This window comes from Cronobacter turicensis (assembly GCF_041222865.1).
Lineage (GTDB): Bacteria > Pseudomonadota > Gammaproteobacteria > Enterobacterales > Enterobacteriaceae > Cronobacter > Cronobacter turicensis.
Genome location: NZ_CP165997.1, coordinates 2,119,727 through 2,138,532, shown reverse-complemented (window position 1 = coordinate 2,138,532; position 18,806 = coordinate 2,119,727). Strand labels below are relative to the sequence as shown.

Genomic DNA, 18,806 nt, shown 5'->3' with positions numbered 1-18,806 from the left:
TGACTATAGCCAACGGGCGCGCCGCGCCGGGTAAACGGGCCTGTAAAAAAACGCAAAGAACGTGCGCAGGCAAAGCGCCGGGGCGAACCCCGGCCTGAAACGATTAATACGGGCTGGCGGTCGGACGCACCACGATTTCGCTCACGTCAACGTTATCGGGCTGTTCGATGGCGTAGGCTATGGCGCGTGCAATGGCATCGGCGGGCAGCGCGATGCGGCGGAAATCGTCCATCGCCACACGGGCGGTTTCATCGGTGATATGCGTCGCCAGTTCCGATTCCACGACGCCCGGGCTGATTAACGTCACGCGGATCGTTTCATTCTCCTGGCGCAGCCCGTCGGTAATGGCGCGCACCGCATATTTGGTGGCGCAGTAAACCGCGGCCGTCGGGGAAACACGATACGCGCCGATGGAGGCGATATTAATAATCTGCCCGCGGTTTCGTGCTTGCATCACTGGCAACACGGCGGCGATGCCGTGCAGCACGCCGCGCACGTTGACATCGAGCATCTGATTCCACTCGTCCACCTTAAGAGAGGCCAGCGGCGAGAGCGGCATCACGCCCGCGTTATTGATAAACGCGTCGATCTGGCCATATTTATCCAGCCCGGCCTGCACAAAGGCTTCCATGCTGTCGAGCATGGTGACATCCAGCGCCGCGTAGTCTATCTGCGCGCCGTTAAAGCGCAGTTCCTCGCACAGCGCCGCGAGACGGTCGGTGCGGCGCGCGCCAATCAGTAAACGGTAGCCCTGGGCGGCCAGCAGGCGCGCCGTCGCTTCGCCGATACCGCTGCTGGCGCCAGTGAGCAGGATAACTTTGCGTTCTTCGGTCATCGTCATGGTGCTTACTCCTTCACAGGAAGGCCCGGCGGGCTGCCGGTGCCGTATGTCTAAAGCCTACGCCCGTGAGGTATCCTTCAGTAGCGCCATTCCTCTCGCTGTATTGCCTGATCCTATTAACCCTGGTGAAGCTTTGCGCGCAACGTGCCACAATCGTTGCAGGAAAATATAACGGAGATGCCGCGATGACAATGCAGCCCGTCCAGCGTGAAACGATAGCGCTGCTGGAACAGCTGGCCCCGCAGGAGGGCTACACCCGCTCACAGCTCGATGCCGTGCGCTTTATGCGCTCCAACCGGGCGCTGGCGCGCACGCCGGTGCTGTATGAGCCGTGTATTGTTATTGTCTGCCAGGGCTGCAAGCGCGGTTATCTCGCCGATAAGATCTATACCTACAATGCCAGTCACTATCTGGTGCTCTCGGTGCCGTTGCCGTTCTCAACCGAAACCGACGCCACGCCGCAGAAGCCGCTGCTGGCTGTGGCGGTGCGGCTGGAGATGACCGTGATTGCCGAACTGGTGCTGGCGCTTGATGGCGAACGAGGGGCGGGCGCCGCGCCGCCGGAAGGTATTCTCTCGACGCCGCTGGACGCGCCGCTTGCCGATACCACGCTGCGTCTGCTGCGCGCGTTAAGCCACCCGCAGGAGGCGCAGATCCTGGGCCCGGCCATTGTCAAAGAGCTCTACTACCGCGTACTGATTGGCGAGCAGGGCGGCGCCATCCGCGCGGCGCTGGCGAGTTTTGGCAAATTCAGCCGCATCTCCCGCGTGCTGCAACGCATTCACGCCGACTACGCCGGGCGGCTGGATGTCGCGACGCTTGCCGCCGAAGCGGGCATGAGCGCGCCCGCTTTCCATGCGCATTTCAAAGCGGTGACCCGCAATTCGCCGGTGCAGTACATCAAAGCCGTGCGGCTACACCAGGCGCGGCTGCTGATGATCCGCGATAATCTCAGCGCCGCCACGGCGGCGTTGCGCGTCGGCTATGAAAGTCCGTCGCAGTTTAACCGGGAGTTTCGCCGCCTGTTTGGCCGCACGCCCGGGGCGGAAACCCGTGAAATGAAACAGTCGTTCGCGCTGCTGCCGCCGACGCAGTTCGAGGCGATAACGGCGAATCATTAACGGCCAGTGGATTAATTGCCTTCAACGGGTGCGCGTCGCTTACCCGCCCTACAAATACACCGGTCAGGTTTAATCCCCGACCACGCCTTTTAAAAGCGCATAATCATAAAGCCGGTCGCGGGCGATATTTTTCATCTTCACCTCGCACATGAGGTCGAAATCGGTAAACGAGAGCGCCCAGTCGTTCAGCGTGCTGTTGAAATAATAATCGGAATGCGCGCGCAGTTTGGTTTTCGGGACGCCGAGTTGTGACTGCTCAGGAAATCCCTGTTCAGGAATAAGCCCCTCCTGAGAGATGGAATAATGCAGAACCGGGCGCACGCCGCGCCATGACGCTTTTATTTGCTCGATGCGCGGATCGTCCGGCGTAATAAACGCATTCTCTTTTACCCAATAGTGGTGAATATCCAGCACTATCGGGCACAGCGCCTGCGCCTGGAGTACATCATCCAGCGAGCAGGATATTTCGTCGTTTTCCACCGTCAGCATCCGCTGCGCCTGCGGGCTTAACCGGCCAAACGCCTCGTGAAAACCCGCGAAACCGCGTTTACCGTTCATATGAATATTGATTTTAAAATCCTGAAACTGCTGGCCGTACCCCATCATTACCGCACAGAGGGCGTGATATTCCACATCCTCAAGCGCGCGTTCGACAACGTCAGGATTATCTGACGCTAAAACCGAATACTGGCCAGGATGAAAGGAGAGGCGAATATCATGCTCGCGCGCAAATTCACCGCAGCGGGTAAATAACGGCGCCAGATCGTCGAAAAATTCCTGATAGACCGGGCCTGCCTCCGGCACGGTATAGAGCGGCAGGAGATCGCTGCCGATGCGCATCATCCTTAAAGCGGGGGGGAGTTGTGCAAGCTGCTCCAGCGTCAGATAAAGGTGGTTGAGATTCGTCTGCGCGAGCTGTGATAACAGCGTCAGACGCGTCGCATGATCGAGACTTAAAAAGCGGGTGCGGGTGGTCGATTTAAACGGGAATTCCTGTTTGAGTCCTGAATCTAAAAACTTACATGCGAAACCTAATTTCATGCACCCTCCGGTTGTCTGTGATTTCAGTGTAGCAGGCTGTAAACCGGGCGTTTCGTCAGGCCGTAGAGCCTGAGTTTAAGCAAAACCGTTATACTGTCCGTTTGCGGCGGACATGCCGCGTTTTCACGGACTTATCAGAAACGACTTATGAAATTACTCTCCTGGCGCGTTGTTCTTCCTGTTATCGCCTGCGCGGCGCTGGCGTACTGGTGGCTGACGCCGCACTTCAGCGATGAAGATAAAGCGTATTACGCCTCGGTGTTTTGTACGCTGCAGAACCAGCATCAACGCCCTGATGACTGGGCGGCGGGGATGGAAAACGTGATTGAAGGCAGCAACAACGATTACGCGCTGCAACGCCAGCACTATTCCGCCGCGCTTGGCCGCGAAGTCATCAGCACCTGGCAGGGGCTGGATGACGCGAAACGCGCTGCGCTTATCGCCGCGCCGCAAACCTGCGGCGAACAACTTGCTCACCTGATGCGCTGATCATGCGCCAACGGGCGGCTACACTCAGTGGAGGATATTTACTTCGCTGAGGTCGCCTTGCTGTCCGGACATAAATTTCTCGCCCTGAGCGGGTTTTCGCTTATTGCCGCCGCCTACGGACTGGCGCGTTTCTCCTGGGGATTACAGTTACCCGATGTTATCCGGGATATCCCGATGTCCCCGACGCGGGTTGGCGCGCTCTCGGCGGCGTCGTTCGCGGCCTATGGCGTGGCGAGCGTGGCGTCATCTTTTTGCACTGCCCGCACCGGGCCGCGGCTGCCTGCGCTGCTTGCGGGTCTGTTCGCGATTATCGGGTTGATCGTGCTCGCCCAGGCGACAGGGCCGCTCTGGCTGGCCGTGGGGGTGATATGCGCCGGAATTAGCGCCGGGCTGGTCTCGCCGCCGATGGCCGAAGCGGTTAACCGCGAGGTGACACCGGCGCAGCGCCCTGGCGTCAATACGGTTATCAATGCCGGAACGGGCGGGGGCATCATTTTATCGGCGCTGGCCGTGCTGCTGATGCCGGGGCAATGGCGTGAGATCTGGCTGGTCTTCGCCGCACTCGCGCTTATCCCGACGCTGATGGCCTGGCGCGCTATGCCGTCCGGCGCAGTGGGTGAGCGCCTCTCGCTAAAAACCCAACTGGCGGCGTTACGGCGGCCCGCACTGCGCCCGCCGCTGATTGTCGCCCTGTTAAGCGGCGTGGTGAGCGCGGCGTACTGGTCCTTCGGGCCGTTGATGTTTCAGTCGCTGGCGGGGATGGAAGGCCGCGATGTCACGCTGCTCTGGCTGGTCACTGGCGTGGCGGGTTGCTTTGGCGTATTGACGGGCGTGCTGATTGTCCGCGTCGGCATTAACCACGCGCACCGCCTGATGCAACTCCTTACCGTGGCCGCGTTCGGCCTGCTGGCGCTCTGCGCCTCACACCCCTGGCTGTGCTGGGGCGTGGCGGCGCTCTATGGTTTTGCCTATATCACGCTCTCCGGCGTACTGCTGGTCAGCGGAGTGGCGGCGACAGGAGAGTTTCCGGCGGCGGGCCTCGGCGCGGTATTTCTGCTGCTGGCGACCGGCCAGATGGCGGGCTCCGCGCTCTTTGGCGCGCTGCTGGACACATTAAGCGCCGTACCTGCGCTCACCATTTTCGGGGCGCTGGCGTTACTCGCGCTCTTTTTACCCGCTGAGCAAACGCCAGCGCGTGACCCGGATATATGCTCAAGAAAGCGAGCCGCACGCCGATAAATATCTTATAAAGCCGCGCTTTAATGGCGCACAGGGCGTAAGCGTTATACCTCGGGAGCTTACGTATGGCTTGCGGTTCTGCCGGCTGAGTGCCGGAAGAGTGTATTCAGGAATGTTTTAGTGCCGGTCGAACAAGCAGCGCATCGCTGTAATGGACGTCGAAAAAACGAAACCGGAGGTTGAAATGTATTCCTTCATAGCGCGGCAGCCTATCTTTGACGCGTCGTTGAACACGGTGGCTTACGAGCTACTCTACCGGGACGGGCTGACCAACGCCTTTCCACCCGTTACCGCCGAGTTCGCCACCAGTCAGCTGCTTGCCGATCATTTTCTGGTCACGCCATTACAGCGCCTGTCCGGGAGACATACGTCATTTATCAATTTCCCGTATGAAATGATCGTCAACGGGCTGGCGCAGTCGCTGCCGCGCCAGAATGTCGTGATAGAGATTCTTGAGAACAGCGTGCCGGATAACGCGCTGTTTACCACCGTGCGTGAGATGTACGAGCAGGGCTACTGCTTCGCGCTGGATGATTTCACGCTGGAAAGCGAGTGGAGCCGTTTTTTACCCTATATCAGCGTCATTAAGTTTGATATTCAGTCCACAAGCGTTGAACAGATCAAAACGTTCCTGAAAGCGCACCCGAATCTGCGCTGTAAACTGCTGGCTGAAAAAGTCGAGCAGCGCGAGGAATTTGATCAGTATCTGCAGCTGGGTTTTCATCTTTTCCAGGGCTATTTCTACAGCAAGCCGGAACTCATCAAGACGAAAAAGCTTCCTGAACAAAAAGTCTTTATCCTGGAGCTTATCCGCGAGGTGAACGCGGCCCGCCCGGATATGGCGAAGCTCGAAAAATTGATCAGCCGGGATGTGGCGATCACCTATAAGCTGATGCGCTACGTTAATAACATCAAGTATCAGCATAACTATCACGCTAACGCCGAATCGTTGCCGTTTCGCAGCATTTTCGCGTTTCTTGGGCTCTATGAACTGAAAAGGTTCATTACGATCCTCGCGGTCACGCACATCAGCGATACCTCGGTGAGCGAGCTCTACAACGTCAGTCTGGTGTACGGGCGCTTCTGCGAACTCGCGGCGCACCGCATCGGCGACGTGAGCGAGGATGACGCGTTTATCACCGGGCTGTTCTCGCGCCTCGATGCGATTATGGATATCCCGATGGAGACGTTGCTTGAGCAGATTTACGTCTCGAAGGAAGTCAAAAAAGCGCTGCTTAACCGGGAAGGCGTGCCGGGCGCGCTGGTCCGGCTGTGCGAGGCGTTCGAGTGCGCCGACTGGCCGGAGGTAGTCAATGTGGCGCAGGAACTGAATCTTACCGAGCGGGATATCATCGATATGACGCATGAAGCGGTGAAATGGGGTGACGCCATCGTCTGATATTTTTGACGCCAGCGGCCCGGCTGGCGCCGCCTGCGCGCCATCTGGCTAAAACACGGTTTCGATTATTCCGTCATTCTCGCGCATCTTGACTACGCTTTTACAGGCACGCTGACGTGCGGCGCCTGGGCGCTGCCGTCGCTGGTTCTGGATGACGTCAGGAGACGGATATGCACCCGCACACGACCGCACGATCCCCGGCAGCCGCCGTGGCGCTTTATGAACTGTTCAATCCCCTTCCTTTAGGCTTCTTCACGGCCGCCTGGATTTTCGACATCCTCTATATGAAAAGCTACGTGCAGATGTGGACCGATGCCGCAAGCTGGCTTATCGCCATCGGCCTTGTGATCGCCATTATTCCGCGCTTAATCAGCCTCGGGCAGATCTTGCCGGGACGTCGCCATCTGCATGGCCCGGCGCAGCGGCTACACTTCTGGCTGAATCTGGTGGCGATCGTGCTGGCCATATTCAACGCCTTTATTCACAGCCGTGATGCTTACGCCGTGGTGCCTGCGGGCGTCATTCTCTCAACGCTGGTTGTGGCGCTGATGCTGCTGGCCAATGTTCAACTCGCGTTACGCCAACGCACTGCTTAAGGAGAAGCCTGCATGAACAACATTCATCGTCTCGCGCTGGCCGTCTCGCTGGGCGTTCTGCTTAGCGGCTGTGATAACAGCGCCACGCTCGATCCGCAAAAACAGGTCGGGCCCAACCCGGAACTCCCGGAAGCGAAAAACTTCCTTCTGCCGCCGATGCAGGTGCCGGAAGGCGTGGCGTGGAAAGAGGGCGAAATGCCGAAAGTGGCGCAGGGTCTGAAGATTGAAAAAATCGCCGACGGACTGATGCATCCGCGCCAGGTTTATGTGCTGCCCAATAACGATATTCTGATTGCCGAATCCAACGGCACGCCAAAACCGACCACACGCCCCAAACAGCTGATTATGGGCGTGGTGCAAAAGGCGTCGGGTAAGGGCGGACCGGGCGGTAATCGCATCACGCTGCTGCGTAACGTTAACGGTAAATGGGAGAAGCATACCTTTATTGAAAACCTTAACGCGCCGTTTGGCATTCAGCTCACCGGCAATACGCTGTGGGTAGCGAACGCCGACAGCCTGGTGAAGTTCCCGTATCAGGAAGGACAAACGGCGATCCGCTCGCCGGGCGAGGAAGTGACTGAACTGCCGGGCGGGCCGATTAACCATCACTGGACCAAATCGCTGCTGGCAAGCCCGGACGGCAGCAAGCTCTATGTGGGCGTCGGGTCTAACAGCAATATCACGGAAAACGGCATCGGCGCGGAATATCGCCGCGCGGCAGTGCTCGAAGTGGACGCCGCTACCGGCGCCAGCCGTATCTATGCGAGCGGCCTGCGCAACCCGACCGGCCTCCAGTGGGAGCCTGTGAGCGGCAAGCTGTGGGCGATTGTCAACGAACGCGATGAAATCGGCTCCGATCTGGTGCCCGATTATATGACGTCGGTACAGGAGAAGGGCTTCTACGGCTGGCCGTACAGCTATTTTGGCAATCACGTCGATAAACGCGCTGAACCACAGCGCCCGGATCTGGTGGCAAAAGCGATCAAGCCGGATTACGCGCTCGGCTCGCACGTGGCGCCGCTTGGCCTGCATTTTTACACCGGCGATAACATGCCGCAGTATCGCGGCGGGGCGTTTGTGAGCGAACATGGCAGCTGGAACCGCTCGCCGCTCAACGGCTATCAGGTGGTGTGGGTGAAATTTGAAAACGGTAAACCGGTCGGGATGCCGCAGCCGGTCGTGACCGGTTTCCTGACGGAGGATCAGAAACAGGTGCGCGGGCTGCCAGTCGGCGTGACGCAGGATAACAGCGGCGCGCTGCTGATTGCCGACGACGCCGGTAACGCTGTCTGGCGCGTCAGCGCAGCGAAGTAAAAACAGGCCGCCGTCGGGCGGCCTTTTCCCTTCAGAAGAGGGCGCGCTGCCGCCTGCTATACTTTTATTTCATTCATCAGCAAGGAGTTCACGATGCCGGAATCCACCCAACGCGACGGGATGCCCTATTTTCTGTTTCTCTGCGATGGCCGCGTGCTGGCGCAAAACATTGACGGCCGGATTATCGACCTGGGCGAAGCCCGCGACGAGAATGGCACGTTCGCCTGGCGGCTTGATGGCAACGATGAGCATGGCGAAGGGCTGAAGAGCGCCTCCGCGGTGCTGGAAGATATCGCCGCACATCTGGAGTTTCTGTTTATCGACGGGCAGTTTACCAGCCTGCCGGATGTCTCTGGCGACTACGCAGGCAGGCTTGATGACGCGCCCGCTAAAGAGATTGTGCTTAATGAACTGAGTGACAAAGGCGGCGACGATAATCCGCCAGCCGTATAAAGCCCGCGCAGGGCAGGGGCCAGCGAGGCCACAGAAGACGGTGGCCTCAGGATCACCCGCGGTTGCTGGCGAGATCGGGGGCGGAATTATGATTCATCGTCACCACCTGGCTGATATTATCCGGCAATCGACGCGCTTCTAAATATACGGTTTGCCAGTAAGGGTTTTCTAATGATGATCGGGTAACGCCTTTACTGGTTGAAGCATGAATAAATTCACCGTCAGAGTCATAAAAGCCGACATGCAGCGCGCCCTTAATACGGAAGAACACCAGGTCGCCAGGGCGCAGTTTATTTTTATCAACGCCTTTCCCCATCTGAATTAATTCCCGCGTGGTGACGCGCGCCATCGGCAGATTAAATCTGTCGTGCAGGGTACGCCAGACAAAACCCGAGCAGTCGATCCCGTCACGCTCTGTGCCGCCCCACTGATAAGGCGTGTCGCGCCAGGTGTTCATCTGGTCGTGAAGGGCGGCGATAACGGGTATCAGGTCCGGCCGGTGTTGGCTTGCGGTGGTATCAGGGAGCGGGGCGTTGGCTTTCGGTTTTGGCGACTGGTGAGCGCATCCTGTCAGGTAAACACAGAACAAAAGGGCGAAAAAAGGTTTGGCGCGGAAATCCATATCGTCTCACTGACAAGCGGTTTTATATACTGGGTGCCGGAATTTTTACTAAAAACGGGGCTCATCGCCAGCGCTTTCTCATCCTTTACACTTATTGACATTAAGCCGTAATAATATTTCTCGCGAGAAGTGCTTCGGCGCGGATATTCATATTCAGAAACAACTTAACCCGAAATAAAGGCTTTACAGCAGGCAGTAGTGCTAATTATTGCGTTATTAAATAACGCCCAGTAATTATCCCCAAACATAATTAATGTCACCATGGATACCTGTGTCCAGAATGACGTCCGCGGGTGCGCTCCGCTTACCCGCGCTACGTGCGTCGTCAGCAGATGTTAAAAGTGTCGCGGTCGGTTGCTGAAAGAGCGAAAGCGATCAACCCGCGCATACAGTCAGAGTTGGTCGCAAGCTCAGGACATGCGCCGTTGATGGACGAAGCCGCGCGGTTTAACGCGCAACCGGAAGAGTTTGCTGATAACGCCGTAGCGCGGGTAAGCAGAGCGCACCTGCGAAAGGCAATGTAAAAACGGTGCGCTACGTGAAATCTGAGAAAAGTTGTGAGGCTCAGACCAACGGATTTCGCGTAGCGCACCGGGAGCAAGGCAGAGGTTTGGCGTTATCCCGGTTGAGATATGCAGGGCAGGTAATAAGGAGTCTGACAGCCAGGGCTGATATGCGTGGTTCCGATGCCAAATCCAATTTAACATAATATACATTATGCGCACCAAAGGAGACTCCCGGCGATGTTCAGTAAGTTCGGCCCGAGCTCCCACGCCGCTATAAGATTTTGCGGGTGCGCATGACGCCTGAACACAACCGCGTTCCATATCCAGAGACGTTGAGAGAAAACGTATTCCGTTAATGGCCGGATGCTCGCAGCAATCGGACCCGGCGACATGGGCTGCTGCTTGGCTGCGCGCCTTTACACTTCATCTGTCACGTTGAATGAATTGCCCTCCGCGGGTGCGCTTTGCTTACCCGCGCTACGGGTTCAATCGCTGATGTACGAAATCAATAAACGCTCTTGTTTTCGCGGGCAAAAAACGCCGGTTTGAATACACGGCGAATAATTGCAACGGCGCTGCCGCTTGTTCAAACTGAACCTCGATAAGCCGTCCATCGTTAATGTAAGGCTGGCAGGCTTGTTTCGCCAGAATGGCAAAACCGACTCCGGCTACGGCCGCGCGTCCTGCCATCTCTCCGCTATTGACGCGATAATGCCCTTTAACCTTTATCGTCTCGAAATCCCCTTTTGTATTCACAAATTGCCAGGGCGCCCCTTTCAGCGCGCTAACCGTTGTAATACAGGGCAGTTCTTCAAATTGCCGTATATGAGAAGGCGTGCCATAGCGCTGGATCACCGAGGGCGCGGCGACAATAGTGCAAGGAATGGTCATCAGATGACGGGCTATATAGTCACTGTCGTCCATCTGTCCTCGGGTAATAATGATTGCTACATCAAGATCGTCTCGCAGGGATTCAAAACCTGACAAATTGGTGACGCAGCTGATTTCCAGTTCGGGATACTGACAGGCGAAATCGGCGATAGCAGAGCCCAGCAATGCAGGCCCTGATTCACTGGGAATACAGATACGCAGTGGCCCCCTGAGCTGCATTTGCCGCAACGTCAATTCTGTCTCCGTTTGCTCAAGCGCCTCCAGTAATGGCTTCGCCCGGCTATAAAGCAGATGACCCGCCTGGGTCAGTTTCATATGCCGGGTGCTGCGCTCAATGAGCTGCAGACTCAGTTTTTCTTCTAACTGCGCAATACAGCGGCTGACATTGGAGGTCGGCATTTCAAGGAGTTTCGATGCCCCGACAAAACTTTCTTTTTCAACCACCGCAATGAACACTTTCAGAGTTTTAAAATCCAGAACCGGATGCATCAACTATCCCATATATGATAATAATGATTGCCATTTCTACCATATAACCATCAGCATTGATAGCAGTTACAATCAGGTATCTTTTAATCGCCGGGTTGCTTGCTATGCCACTGAATACACAAATCTTTAATCATAAATCTCTGATGCGGATAGCCCTTGTCGTGGCTTTTATCCAGTTCACGAATGCTCTGGAATATATGGCATTAACGCCCGTTTTTGCCTTTATGGCTGACGGATTTTCGGTTCCTGTATCGTTTTCTGGTTATGTCTCAGGTATGTACACGCTGGGCGCGGTTCTTTCGGGGATGGCGGCCTTTTACTGGATTGACCGGTTTAATAAAAAACAATTCTTGTTGAGGAATATGCTGCTACTGGGGATTCTCACGTTTTTGTGCACCATCACCCCGCATTTTGAGGCGCTGCTGACAATACGGTTTTGCGCAGGCCTGGTGGGTGGAACGACAATGGGAGTGGGTATGAGTATTTTGATAAATTATGCCCCTGCCCATTTACGCGGAAAAATGCTGGCAACGGTAATCGCCTCATTTTCGATCGTAAGTATCGTCGGCATGCCAGCGGTCATGTTTTTATGTACGTATTATGGCTGGCGGGCGTCGTTGTGGTTAATCAGTGTGTTATGCCTGCTTTGTTTGCCGCTAATCGTATTTATCCTTCCCCGTGACGCGGTCTCATCGGGCGTAAAGACCAGACTCTCTTTTGATATTCATACTCTACTCTTCGCTTCCTGTACTGCACTGGTGCAGTTCAGCCCGATGCTTATCATACCTATTTTGACGCCATTAATGATTTATTATATGGGCGCGCAAGCACATCTCTTGCCCTTATTATTTTTAAGTGGAGGAATTGCAGGTTATGCAGCTACAAAAATAACTGGCGTTCTTACGTCGCGTATATCTCCTCTGGCCCTGTCCACCTTTTCAACGCTGTTATTGGTAGCAAGTTTGCTCATTCCTGCGATGGGCTATCACAGCGTATTTCTCTTTATTACCCTGTTTCTGGGCGCCTCATACAGCCGACTGGTTTGCGCAACAGCGGTGGTGGTTGGCTATCCTGCAGATGCGCAACGGGCCAGTTTTTCTTCACTACAGACAGCAATCATGTATCTGATAACCACGCTCGCGTTCTTTCTCTCTTCCTTATTACTTCCTGAACATGCAATAAACCCGCAAAACCTGGACAGGCTACTGGTGATAAGTGCTATAAGCGCTGCGGGATTTCCTGTCATGGTCGTCATACTTCAGAAGAAACTGGCTAAACGCGCCGTCAGTCATAAAGCCAGCGGCCCGCCCGCGCGGAGTCAATAAGCATGCCGATGGTAAAAAACGGCACCTGCGGGATTTCGCGTTTGCGCAATGGATTGAGCATGACGCTCAGCGGCGGATCGGGCGGATAATAAGTGGTAATGGAGAAATTGCCGCGCGCCACGCCAAACGTCGTAAAGAAATCCTCCCTCAGCGCTTATCGCTGCGCCAGCGCCTGGCGTTCAACCCGCGCGATAAAATCGTTCTTCAGTTCGCAGTAGATGTCGGACTGGAACCCGCTGTCGCGTGCGGCGGCGAATTTGACCTGCGCATATTCCTGCATAACAACATCGTGACGGCGCAAATAATCGCGAAACGCCAGGTGGCGCGTCACGTGCTCGCTTGCGGCGACGAACGCGTGGAGATGATGCGTGCGCACAACGTCGCCTTTGATGAAATAACGCCTGCCCGGAATACCGAATTCACCGCGCGGCGTGTAGCCCAGCGCCCGCATCGCATCATTACGGGCGTCAAGTTCAGCAAGACCGGTAACTTCAATCAACATGTCGATAACCGGTTTGGCCGCAAGCCCCGGCACCGACGTACTGCCAATATGATGAACGGCCAGCGCAACGTCGCCGAGCGCTTCGCGCACCCTTTTCTCTTCCTCAGCAAATTGCGCAGGCCATGCCGGATTGTAAGGTTCCAGCGTAATCTGTCGTCCGGCCATCCTGTTCTCCTTTACTGATTCAGGCTGGCTGAATCGTTTCTGTGGTGATTTCGGCACCCGGCATCATCGCGGTTAAACCGTCAGCGAGTTCACGGGCGGCGGCTTCTGCGGCCGCCACCGGCATTTCGGGTAAGCACTCCAGAATAAACCACATCGCCTGCGCCTGCGAATCCAGCCGTGTGCGCACGCCCTGACGCCAGTTCCAGCGGCGGCAGGTGACGCCCGCATCGTCGCGCCAGACGGGTTCGCCGGGATCCGGCGATTCATTCACCGGTTCGCCATCTTTAAAGGTATCGAATACTTCGCTGCCGCAGGCGATCACCAGACGGGGCTCGCCCCGGTACGCGGCGCGGTTCTCCCCGCCGATCGGCACGGCGTATTTAATACTCACGGCGTTATAGAGATCAACGACCGGATCGAGTGATGCCATCGTGCCGTCGCGCGCGACCCGTTTGCGCAGCGCCTGCGCGGAGCACGGCGTGCGTTTTGGCTTCGCGCCGAACGCCTGAAAAACGGCGTCCCAGGCGGCAAGATGCGCCTGCGCCCACGGAAAATCGTTCTCTTGTACGTGGCGGCAAGCGGCTTCCAGCGCCCTTCTTCCGACGGTTTCATCAGCCAGCGGCGCGGCAATGACATTAATGCTGATGGCGCGGAACCCCGGCGCGAGCTGGGCAATTTCCGGGGCAATTGACGGTCTTAAGGGTTTCATCGGATAATCCTGTAATGACTATTTTATTTCATGGTAATGACCAGTGACCCAAAAAGTCAATATAATGACTGAACCAGGCGCCGATATTGACTCGCTCAGCGTTGCCCTGGCACAGCGGCTGAAAAGCTGGCGCAAAGAACACAATGTCACGCTGGATACGCTTTCGCGTCGCGCGGGCGTCAGTAAAGGCATGCTGGTCGAGCTTGAAAAGGCCGCCGCTAACCCGAGCATTGCAATCCTTTGTAAGATTGCCGCCGCGCTGGGCCTGTCGGTCGCGGATTTACTGGATGTGGCGAGTCAGCCCGCGGCGCGCCTGATTGAGGCCTCGCAGATCCCGGTGCTGTGGACGGGAGACTCTGGCGGTACGGCACGGCTGCTGGCCGGAACCAGCGGGCCCAGTATGGTGGAGCTGTGGCGCTGGGAGATGCGCCCGGGCGAGCGGTTTACCTCTCCGGGGCACCCTCAGGGGACGGCGGAGCTGCTGCACGTTGAGCAAGGCATTCTCACGCTTTCCGTCAATGACGAACGTTTGCACATTAACGCGGGTGCCTCCGCTGTCGCCCGGACTGACGCGCCGCACGGTTACGCCAATGAACACCAGGCGACGCTAATCTTCACCATGACGGTCTACGAACCGCATTAACGATCACTATAAAGTGACAACGTCACCTTAAAGCCGCTTGCTCAGCGTCAGGCGGTTAACCCCGCCCGCGTGATACTCCACTTCATCGACACAGGCGAAAATCAGCATCAGCCCTCGCCCGCCTTCACTCATCAGCGCCGTGTCGTCGTCCTGCGCGCAATCGCGCGCGGCATCCAGTTTGTCATCGGGAATAGCGTTACCGTCATCGGTGAACGTCACGCTTGCGCTCGCGTCGTCGTGCTGAAACTCAACGGTAAACTCACGCGTCGGCGTCTCTTCCAGCGCATGACGGATGACGTTTGCCGCCGCTTCGCACACCGCTAAATCGAACGCGAAACGCCAGTCGTCATCCACCGGCAGCGACGCCATAAACTGCGCCAGCGCGTCGGCGAGCGGGCCCAGCGCATCGAGCCGCGCGGGAAGCGTCAGGGCGGCGCTCATCGGCTCACCCTTTTTGCAACCGGGCAAGCGCAGCGGCGCGGTCCGGGCAGAGGATAAACACCCTGTCCATGCGGGTCAGCTTAAACATATTCATGATGTTGCTGTTCAGCGAACAGAGCGCCATGTCCCCTTTGCCGTTCATCTGTTTAAAGAGCGCAATCAGGGTGCCGAGGCAGCTACTGTCGATAAAATCCACGCGCGAGAAATCGATAATCAACCCACCCGTAGTACGGCTTATCTCTTCACTTACGCCCTGGCGAAACGCGGCGGCGACCGAGGCGTCAAGCCGTCTTACCACCGGCGTTATCACGTTCACGCCATCAAGATGTTCAGTTTCAAGATTCATCGCGCACTCCCTCAAGGCTTCGTTCAATAATTAACAGTGATACGTCGTCGGCCATCGCCACCTGATCGCCCTGCTTTCTGGCGCGCCAGTCAACCAGCTTCTCGTGCAGCGCGGGGAAAATGGCGTCCAGCGGGCTGGAAACGTGACGCTGTAACCACTGCTCCAGCCGCTCATGCCCAAACTGCTCCTGCTGTGGGTTCTCACACTCCGTGATGCCGTCGCTGTAGAGGCATAACCGGTCGCCTGGGCGCAGCGTAAACGAAGCCTCTTCCCAGCTTAAGCTTTCCAGTAAGCCCACCGGCGCCCCGCCGCTGCCGACACGGGTAATGGAACCGTCCGGATGTGTGATAAACGGCGTCGGGTGCCCGGCCTGACACAGTTTTCCCTCGCCGGTTTCGATGTCGATAACGCCGTATATCATCGTGAAGTAACTGACGATTTCCGTATCGTCATGGCAGAATCGCTCGTTCAGAATACGGATAACCTCATGCGGCGCGGTCACGCCGTCGCCATCGAACAGAAACCGCTCTACCGCGCGTCCGTGCAGGAACTGGCGCGCCACGGCAAGCGACATCATCGCCGCGCCCACGCCGTGTCCCGCCACATCCACGCAGTAAAAACCGAGATGTCTGTCGAGCGGGAAAAGATTAAAGATATCGCCGGACACATAGGCTGACGGCACAAACAGCCAGTCGGCGAAGAAGCTGTCGTACTGCATGCGCCGCCCTGGCAGCACAGAGCGCTGTAACTGCGCCGCGGCCTGAAGATCGCTTTCGATTTGCGTCAGCGCCTCGCGCAGCCGCGCGTTACGGGCCGCAAGCGTCGCTTCCAGCTCCAGAATTCGCTCGCCCGCATGCAGTCTGGCGCGCAGCTCGCTCTGGTTGACAGGTTTACTGAGAAAGTCATCGGCGCCCGCCTGAAAGCCGAGCGCCAGATCGTCCACACTCTCACGCGCCGTCAATAAAATCAGGTAGATGTAGTGTTCCTGGAAGCGCGCGCGGATCTCCTGACAGAGCGTCAGGCCATCCATCACCGGCATCTCCCAGTCGCTCAGCACCATATTGACCGGCTGTGTGGCCAGCACGTCCAGCGCGGCGACGCCGTTAACGGCTTCCAGCACCTCGTAGCCCCACTTTCCCAGCATGCTGCCGATCAGCCGCCGGTAAACGGTAGAGTCATCAACAATCAAAATCCGCTGTCTGTCCGGCATCGAAGCTCCTCAGAGGGGTAAATACCAGATAAGGCTGACGGTGCCCTCGCGGAACTTGCCGTTGCCGCTTGCATGGCCCGGATACCGCGTGCCGCTGTAGTTGGCGTACTGGAGCGAGAACGTGCCCGGTTTATAGCCTGCATAGCCGAAGCTGTAACTGTAGTCGCCGTTCCACGGCTGCTGCTGGCTGCTGTCCGGGTACCAGAACGCGGTGGCGCGCACGAAGAAATGTTGTTTAAGCGTATAGCCGCAACCGCCCAGCACCACATTTTTGTTGCTGCGGATGTCATTGCTGTTGAGATCGTAATAGCGCGGCACCCACGTATAGCCCACCTGACAGATAATCGAATCGCCTTTGTTAATCAGCAGATGTTTCTCCAGCGGTTTCGGCAGCGAGAATTTATACGCCGCCGTCACGCCGCCCTGTTCAAAATAGCTGTGACGTTTGTTGTCCGATGGCCAGATGTGGTTATCGCCATAGTTGCTGTAGACGAGGCTGAAGGTGTTGGCGTGCCAGTCGTCGTAGCCAAAGCTGTAACGGAAATCCGTGGTATAGCGGTTTAAGTCGCGCACCGGCGCGCGCAGCGTGACGTTGGCGAAGAGATAACTCCACGGCGAATATTGCAGGCTCAGGTTGAGCGTCTGGTTAATTTTATTGGTCTGCGACGCCGTATCGCTACTGTTCGGGATCGTGACGTATTGCTCTTTCAGCCCGCTGTTAAAGCTCAGCGCGCCGGAAAATTTATTATCGTTACCCGAAAACAGCCGTCCCCAGCGGCTCGTAAACACGCCCGCCTGGATAGGCTCGGATTCATTATCGGCACTGGCCCCGCTCTGCGCGCTCGCAGGCGTCTGTGCGGCAAGACCCGGCTGCGCCGCCAGCGCGAGCGTTGCCAGACCGAAGCAGTGATATATCCTCGTCATACCCGTGTCGTTCCTTAATTGGGGATCCAGCGTCCGGCGACATCATATTTCGCCATCAGCCAGAGAATGCCCAGCGCCACGCTGTGGACCAGCGTATTCACAAGCCAGGCCTGATGCCATAAATCGAAATGCACGACCTGACTGACCAGCAGCACCACATAGACATGCAGAATAAAGGTGTAGAGCGAATGCTGGCCGAGCGGGATAAGAAACCAGCCGGTCAGGCGATAGAGCGGCGTCCAGCACCAGGTCAGCAGCAGATAGACTGTGACCATCAGACAAAAATCGTTCAGAACGCGCAGCGGCCCGAGGCCGTTTTTGGCCGCCCAGGTGTGGTAAATCATGTTGAAATCCGCCGGCGAAATCACATGCATCAGCAGGCCCGGCGGCATAAAGGGATTGGTATGATTCTGGGCGATAAACATCATGACCAGCGCGCAGATAACCATAAAGGTGACCGTCACCTTGCCGGCACCGGTGCGCGCGAGCGACAACAGCTCTTCTTTGTACCAGCCGCAGCACATCCCCAGCACGTAGATGAACTGCCAGGCCATCAGCGGGAACGCAAACTCGAATTCGCTGGCGGTCAGACGAAACGGCGTCACCTGATACAGGCCATAAACCAGCGCCGCCCCGGCAATCAGCCACGGGGTTTTACGATAATGCAGCAGCGCCAGAAAAAACGGGCTCATGAGCAGGAGAAAGACGTAGAGACCCAGAATTTGCGTCTGGTGTGGGCCAATTTGCAAAAACAAAATAATATTGAACCAGGTTTCTTTAATTTGCGGCGTAGTCGGAAACAGCGACCAGCTATTCCCGGAGAAACGATCGACGAAATGGGTTATTTCAAACGTATTGATAAGAGTTATTTTTGATAACAGCAGTACGCTCAGGATAATAATGATATTAACCAGATAGATCTTCCACGCACGCCGCCACAGCGTCCAGCCGACGGTCAGTAAAACAGCCTTATGCAGACGCTGGCGATTGAGCATGCCGAGCATAAATCCCGCCAGGATCACAAAGCCTTCGGCCCCTGTCGTTAATCCGAATCGCTCCCACGTCAATATATTAAATATCGACATGACTTCCGTATGGGCGACCACCATCATCACGAGCGCGATGCCGCGCATCAGGTCGATACGCAGATCGCGCCGGTCGGCCGCTACGTAGCGCCAGGAGACGCGCGCGCGCGGCATGTCGCGGGTTGAAGCTACGCTTGCAGTATCGCTCATCGGCTTGGTTTCTTATCGGCTGGGGCCGCCGGTTTCCGGCGGCGCAATATATTCTGAGTATTATCAGAAGAGTGTATACGGCAATAAGCGGCTGTCAGCGTTTCGCGGAAAATATATTTTCACCGGTGGGTAAACGAAAAGACGAAGCGGCGCAAATTCTGATGTGAATTTATCCTGCTGGAAAGTTTAGCGCGGGCATCTACAATCACTTCATAAACTTAAAACGAATGCACTGCTATGCCAGAGATATTTCGCTGACGGTGAATAGTTACCTTTGATAATTATTCCCCGCCACTGTCTTTGTT

20 protein-coding genes and 1 pseudogene are annotated in these 18,806 nt (G+C 56.7%); 9 read left to right on the top strand and 12 right to left on the bottom strand.

Annotated features, from left to right (window positions below; all coding sequences use genetic code 11):
- Positions 1-103: 103 nt before the first annotated feature.
- Complete coding sequence (locus tag AB8W27_RS10245; protein WP_041923546.1) at positions 104-841, bottom strand: SDR family oxidoreductase; 738 nt, start codon at positions 839-841, stop codon at positions 104-106.
- Between the two features lie 185 nt (positions 842-1,026).
- On the opposite strand from AB8W27_RS10245, the gene AB8W27_RS10240 reads away from it, so the two are divergent.
- A complete protein-coding gene (locus AB8W27_RS10240; protein ID WP_041923547.1) occupies positions 1,027-1,962 on the top strand; it encodes an AraC family transcriptional regulator in 936 nt (311 codons plus the stop codon).
- Positions 1,963-2,031: 69 nt separating this feature from the next.
- Here the strand turns inward: AB8W27_RS10240 and AB8W27_RS10235 are convergent, their stop codons facing one another.
- On the bottom strand, positions 2,032-3,003 hold the full coding sequence (locus AB8W27_RS10235) for a UV damage endonuclease UvsE (protein WP_041923548.1): 972 nt from the start codon (positions 3,001-3,003) through the stop codon (positions 2,032-2,034).
- A gap of 147 nt (positions 3,004-3,150) precedes the next feature.
- On the opposite strand from AB8W27_RS10235, the gene AB8W27_RS10230 reads away from it, so the two are divergent.
- The 6 genes from AB8W27_RS10230 to AB8W27_RS10205 all read left to right on the top strand — a co-directional run bounded on the left by AB8W27_RS10230 (position 3,151) and on the right by AB8W27_RS10205 (position 8,493).
- A complete protein-coding gene (locus AB8W27_RS10230) occupies positions 3,151-3,492 on the top strand; it encodes a hypothetical protein (protein ID WP_015741255.1) in 342 nt (113 codons plus the stop codon).
- 27 nt (positions 3,493-3,519) lie between these two features.
- A complete protein-coding gene (locus AB8W27_RS10225; protein WP_015741256.1) occupies positions 3,520-4,731 on the top strand; it encodes an MFS transporter in 1,212 nt (403 codons plus the stop codon).
- Between the two features lie 184 nt (positions 4,732-4,915).
- Complete coding sequence (locus AB8W27_RS10220; RefSeq protein ID WP_041924167.1) at positions 4,916-6,130, top strand: EAL and HDOD domain-containing protein; 1,215 nt, start codon at positions 4,916-4,918, stop codon at positions 6,128-6,130.
- A 170-nt stretch (positions 6,131-6,300) separates the two neighbouring features.
- Positions 6,301-6,726: a DUF2231 domain-containing protein gene (locus AB8W27_RS10215; RefSeq protein WP_015741258.1), complete on the top strand. Its 426-nt coding sequence runs from the start codon at positions 6,301-6,303 to the stop codon at positions 6,724-6,726.
- A gap of 12 nt (positions 6,727-6,738) precedes the next feature.
- A complete protein-coding gene (locus AB8W27_RS10210) occupies positions 6,739-8,040 on the top strand; it encodes a sorbosone dehydrogenase family protein (RefSeq protein WP_041923549.1) in 1,302 nt (433 codons plus the stop codon).
- A 93-nt stretch (positions 8,041-8,133) separates the two neighbouring features.
- Complete coding sequence (locus tag AB8W27_RS10205) at positions 8,134-8,493, top strand: hypothetical protein (RefSeq protein ID WP_015741260.1); 360 nt, start codon at positions 8,134-8,136, stop codon at positions 8,491-8,493.
- A 52-nt stretch (positions 8,494-8,545) separates the two neighbouring features.
- On the opposite strand, the gene AB8W27_RS10200 is transcribed toward AB8W27_RS10205, so the two are convergent.
- On the bottom strand, positions 8,546-9,115 hold the full coding sequence (locus AB8W27_RS10200) for a C40 family peptidase (protein ID WP_015741261.1): 570 nt from the start codon (positions 9,113-9,115) through the stop codon (positions 8,546-8,548).
- Positions 9,116-10,098: 983 nt separating this feature from the next.
- Positions 10,099-11,001 (bottom strand): LysR family transcriptional regulator, encoded by a 903-nt coding sequence (locus AB8W27_RS10195; RefSeq protein ID WP_015741263.1) that lies wholly within the window; start codon positions 10,999-11,001, stop codon positions 10,099-10,101.
- A 104-nt stretch (positions 11,002-11,105) separates the two neighbouring features.
- On the opposite strand from AB8W27_RS10195, the gene AB8W27_RS10190 reads away from it, so the two are divergent.
- Positions 11,106-12,326, top strand: a complete 1,221-nt coding sequence (locus AB8W27_RS10190; protein WP_015741264.1) for an MFS transporter — start codon at positions 11,106-11,108, stop codon at positions 12,324-12,326.
- Here the strand turns inward: AB8W27_RS10190 and AB8W27_RS10185 are convergent.
- The 3 genes and pseudogenes from AB8W27_RS10185 to AB8W27_RS10175 form a co-directional block, all read right to left on the bottom strand.
- Positions 12,286-12,480 (bottom strand): annotated as a pseudogene (locus AB8W27_RS10185) (DUF1493 family protein); the annotation flags it as partial. The gene AB8W27_RS10190 and the pseudogene AB8W27_RS10185 overlap by 41 nt on opposite strands.
- Entirely contained in the window at positions 12,481-12,993 is a 513-nt protein-coding gene (locus AB8W27_RS10180; RefSeq protein WP_041923550.1) for a GrpB family protein, read from the bottom strand.
- 19 nt (positions 12,994-13,012) lie between these two features.
- Positions 13,013-13,702, bottom strand: coding sequence for a B3/4 domain-containing protein (locus tag AB8W27_RS10175; RefSeq protein WP_015741266.1), 690 nt, complete (start codon positions 13,700-13,702; stop codon positions 13,013-13,015).
- 43 nt (positions 13,703-13,745) lie between these two features.
- Between AB8W27_RS10175 and AB8W27_RS10170 the strand changes: the two genes are divergently transcribed.
- Positions 13,746-14,345: a helix-turn-helix domain-containing protein gene (locus tag AB8W27_RS10170; RefSeq protein WP_015741267.1), complete on the top strand. Its 600-nt coding sequence runs from the start codon at positions 13,746-13,748 to the stop codon at positions 14,343-14,345.
- Between the two features lie 27 nt (positions 14,346-14,372).
- Here AB8W27_RS10170 and AB8W27_RS10165 read toward each other — a convergent pair whose 3' ends face one another.
- Genes AB8W27_RS10165 through opgC form a run of 5 tightly spaced genes read right to left on the bottom strand, consistent with a single transcriptional unit; the run spans position 14,373 to position 18,501 of the window.
- Entirely contained in the window at positions 14,373-14,786 is a 414-nt protein-coding gene (locus AB8W27_RS10165; RefSeq protein WP_015741268.1) for an ATP-binding protein, read from the bottom strand.
- Positions 14,787-14,790: 4 nt separating this feature from the next.
- On the bottom strand, positions 14,791-15,132 hold the full coding sequence (locus tag AB8W27_RS10160) for an STAS domain-containing protein (RefSeq protein WP_015741269.1): 342 nt from the start codon (positions 15,130-15,132) through the stop codon (positions 14,791-14,793).
- Positions 15,122-16,342, bottom strand: a complete 1,221-nt coding sequence (locus AB8W27_RS10155) for a PP2C family protein-serine/threonine phosphatase (RefSeq protein WP_015741270.1) — start codon at positions 16,340-16,342, stop codon at positions 15,122-15,124. The genes AB8W27_RS10160 and AB8W27_RS10155 overlap by 11 nt, the downstream gene beginning before the upstream one ends.
- 9 nt (positions 16,343-16,351) lie before the next feature.
- Complete coding sequence (locus AB8W27_RS10150; protein ID WP_041923551.1) at positions 16,352-17,266, bottom strand: hypothetical protein; 915 nt, start codon at positions 17,264-17,266, stop codon at positions 16,352-16,354.
- Positions 17,267-17,280: 14 nt separating this feature from the next.
- The gene (gene opgC / locus AB8W27_RS10145) at positions 17,281-18,501 is read right to left on the bottom strand and encodes an OpgC domain-containing protein (RefSeq protein WP_041923552.1); all 1,221 of its coding nucleotides are present in this window, start codon (positions 18,499-18,501) and stop codon (positions 17,281-17,283) included.
- Positions 18,502-18,806 lie beyond the last annotated feature (305 nt).

What these genes read in the sequence shown, in the direction of transcription:
- AB8W27_RS10245 (WP_041923546.1), bottom strand. Translation starts at nt 841, where the DNA reads ATGACGATGACCGAAGAACGCAAAGTTATCCTGCTCACTGGCGCCAGC.
- AB8W27_RS10240 (WP_041923547.1), top strand. Translation starts at nt 1,027, where the DNA reads ATGACAATGCAGCCCGTCCAGCGTGAAACGATAGCGCTGCTGGAACAG.
- AB8W27_RS10235 (WP_041923548.1), bottom strand. Translation starts at nt 3,003, where the DNA reads ATGAAATTAGGTTTCGCATGTAAGTTTTTAGATTCAGGACTCAAACAG.
- AB8W27_RS10230 (WP_015741255.1), top strand. Translation starts at nt 3,151, where the DNA reads ATGAAATTACTCTCCTGGCGCGTTGTTCTTCCTGTTATCGCCTGCGCG.
- AB8W27_RS10220 (WP_041924167.1), top strand. Translation starts at nt 4,916, where the DNA reads ATGTATTCCTTCATAGCGCGGCAGCCTATCTTTGACGCGTCGTTGAAC.
- AB8W27_RS10215 (WP_015741258.1), top strand. Translation starts at nt 6,301, where the DNA reads ATGCACCCGCACACGACCGCACGATCCCCGGCAGCCGCCGTGGCGCTT.
- AB8W27_RS10210 (WP_041923549.1), top strand. Translation starts at nt 6,739, where the DNA reads ATGAACAACATTCATCGTCTCGCGCTGGCCGTCTCGCTGGGCGTTCTG.
- AB8W27_RS10205 (WP_015741260.1), top strand. Translation starts at nt 8,134, where the DNA reads ATGCCGGAATCCACCCAACGCGACGGGATGCCCTATTTTCTGTTTCTC.
- AB8W27_RS10200 (WP_015741261.1), bottom strand. Translation starts at nt 9,115, where the DNA reads ATGGATTTCCGCGCCAAACCTTTTTTCGCCCTTTTGTTCTGTGTTTAC.
- AB8W27_RS10195 (WP_015741263.1), bottom strand. Translation starts at nt 11,001, where the DNA reads ATGCATCCGGTTCTGGATTTTAAAACTCTGAAAGTGTTCATTGCGGTG.
- AB8W27_RS10190 (WP_015741264.1), top strand. Translation starts at nt 11,106, where the DNA reads ATGCCACTGAATACACAAATCTTTAATCATAAATCTCTGATGCGGATA.
- AB8W27_RS10180 (WP_041923550.1), bottom strand. Translation starts at nt 12,993, where the DNA reads ATGGCCGGACGACAGATTACGCTGGAACCTTACAATCCGGCATGGCCT.
- AB8W27_RS10175 (WP_015741266.1), bottom strand. Translation starts at nt 13,702, where the DNA reads ATGAAACCCTTAAGACCGTCAATTGCCCCGGAAATTGCCCAGCTCGCG.
- AB8W27_RS10165 (WP_015741268.1), bottom strand. Translation starts at nt 14,786, where the DNA reads ATGAGCGCCGCCCTGACGCTTCCCGCGCGGCTCGATGCGCTGGGCCCG.
- AB8W27_RS10160 (WP_015741269.1), bottom strand. Translation starts at nt 15,132, where the DNA reads ATGAATCTTGAAACTGAACATCTTGATGGCGTGAACGTGATAACGCCG.
- AB8W27_RS10155 (WP_015741270.1), bottom strand. Translation starts at nt 16,342, where the DNA reads ATGCCGGACAGACAGCGGATTTTGATTGTTGATGACTCTACCGTTTAC.
- AB8W27_RS10150 (WP_041923551.1), bottom strand. Translation starts at nt 17,266, where the DNA reads ATGACGAGGATATATCACTGCTTCGGTCTGGCAACGCTCGCGCTGGCG.
- opgC (WP_041923552.1), bottom strand. Translation starts at nt 18,501, where the DNA reads ATGAGCGATACTGCAAGCGTAGCTTCAACCCGCGACATGCCGCGCGCG.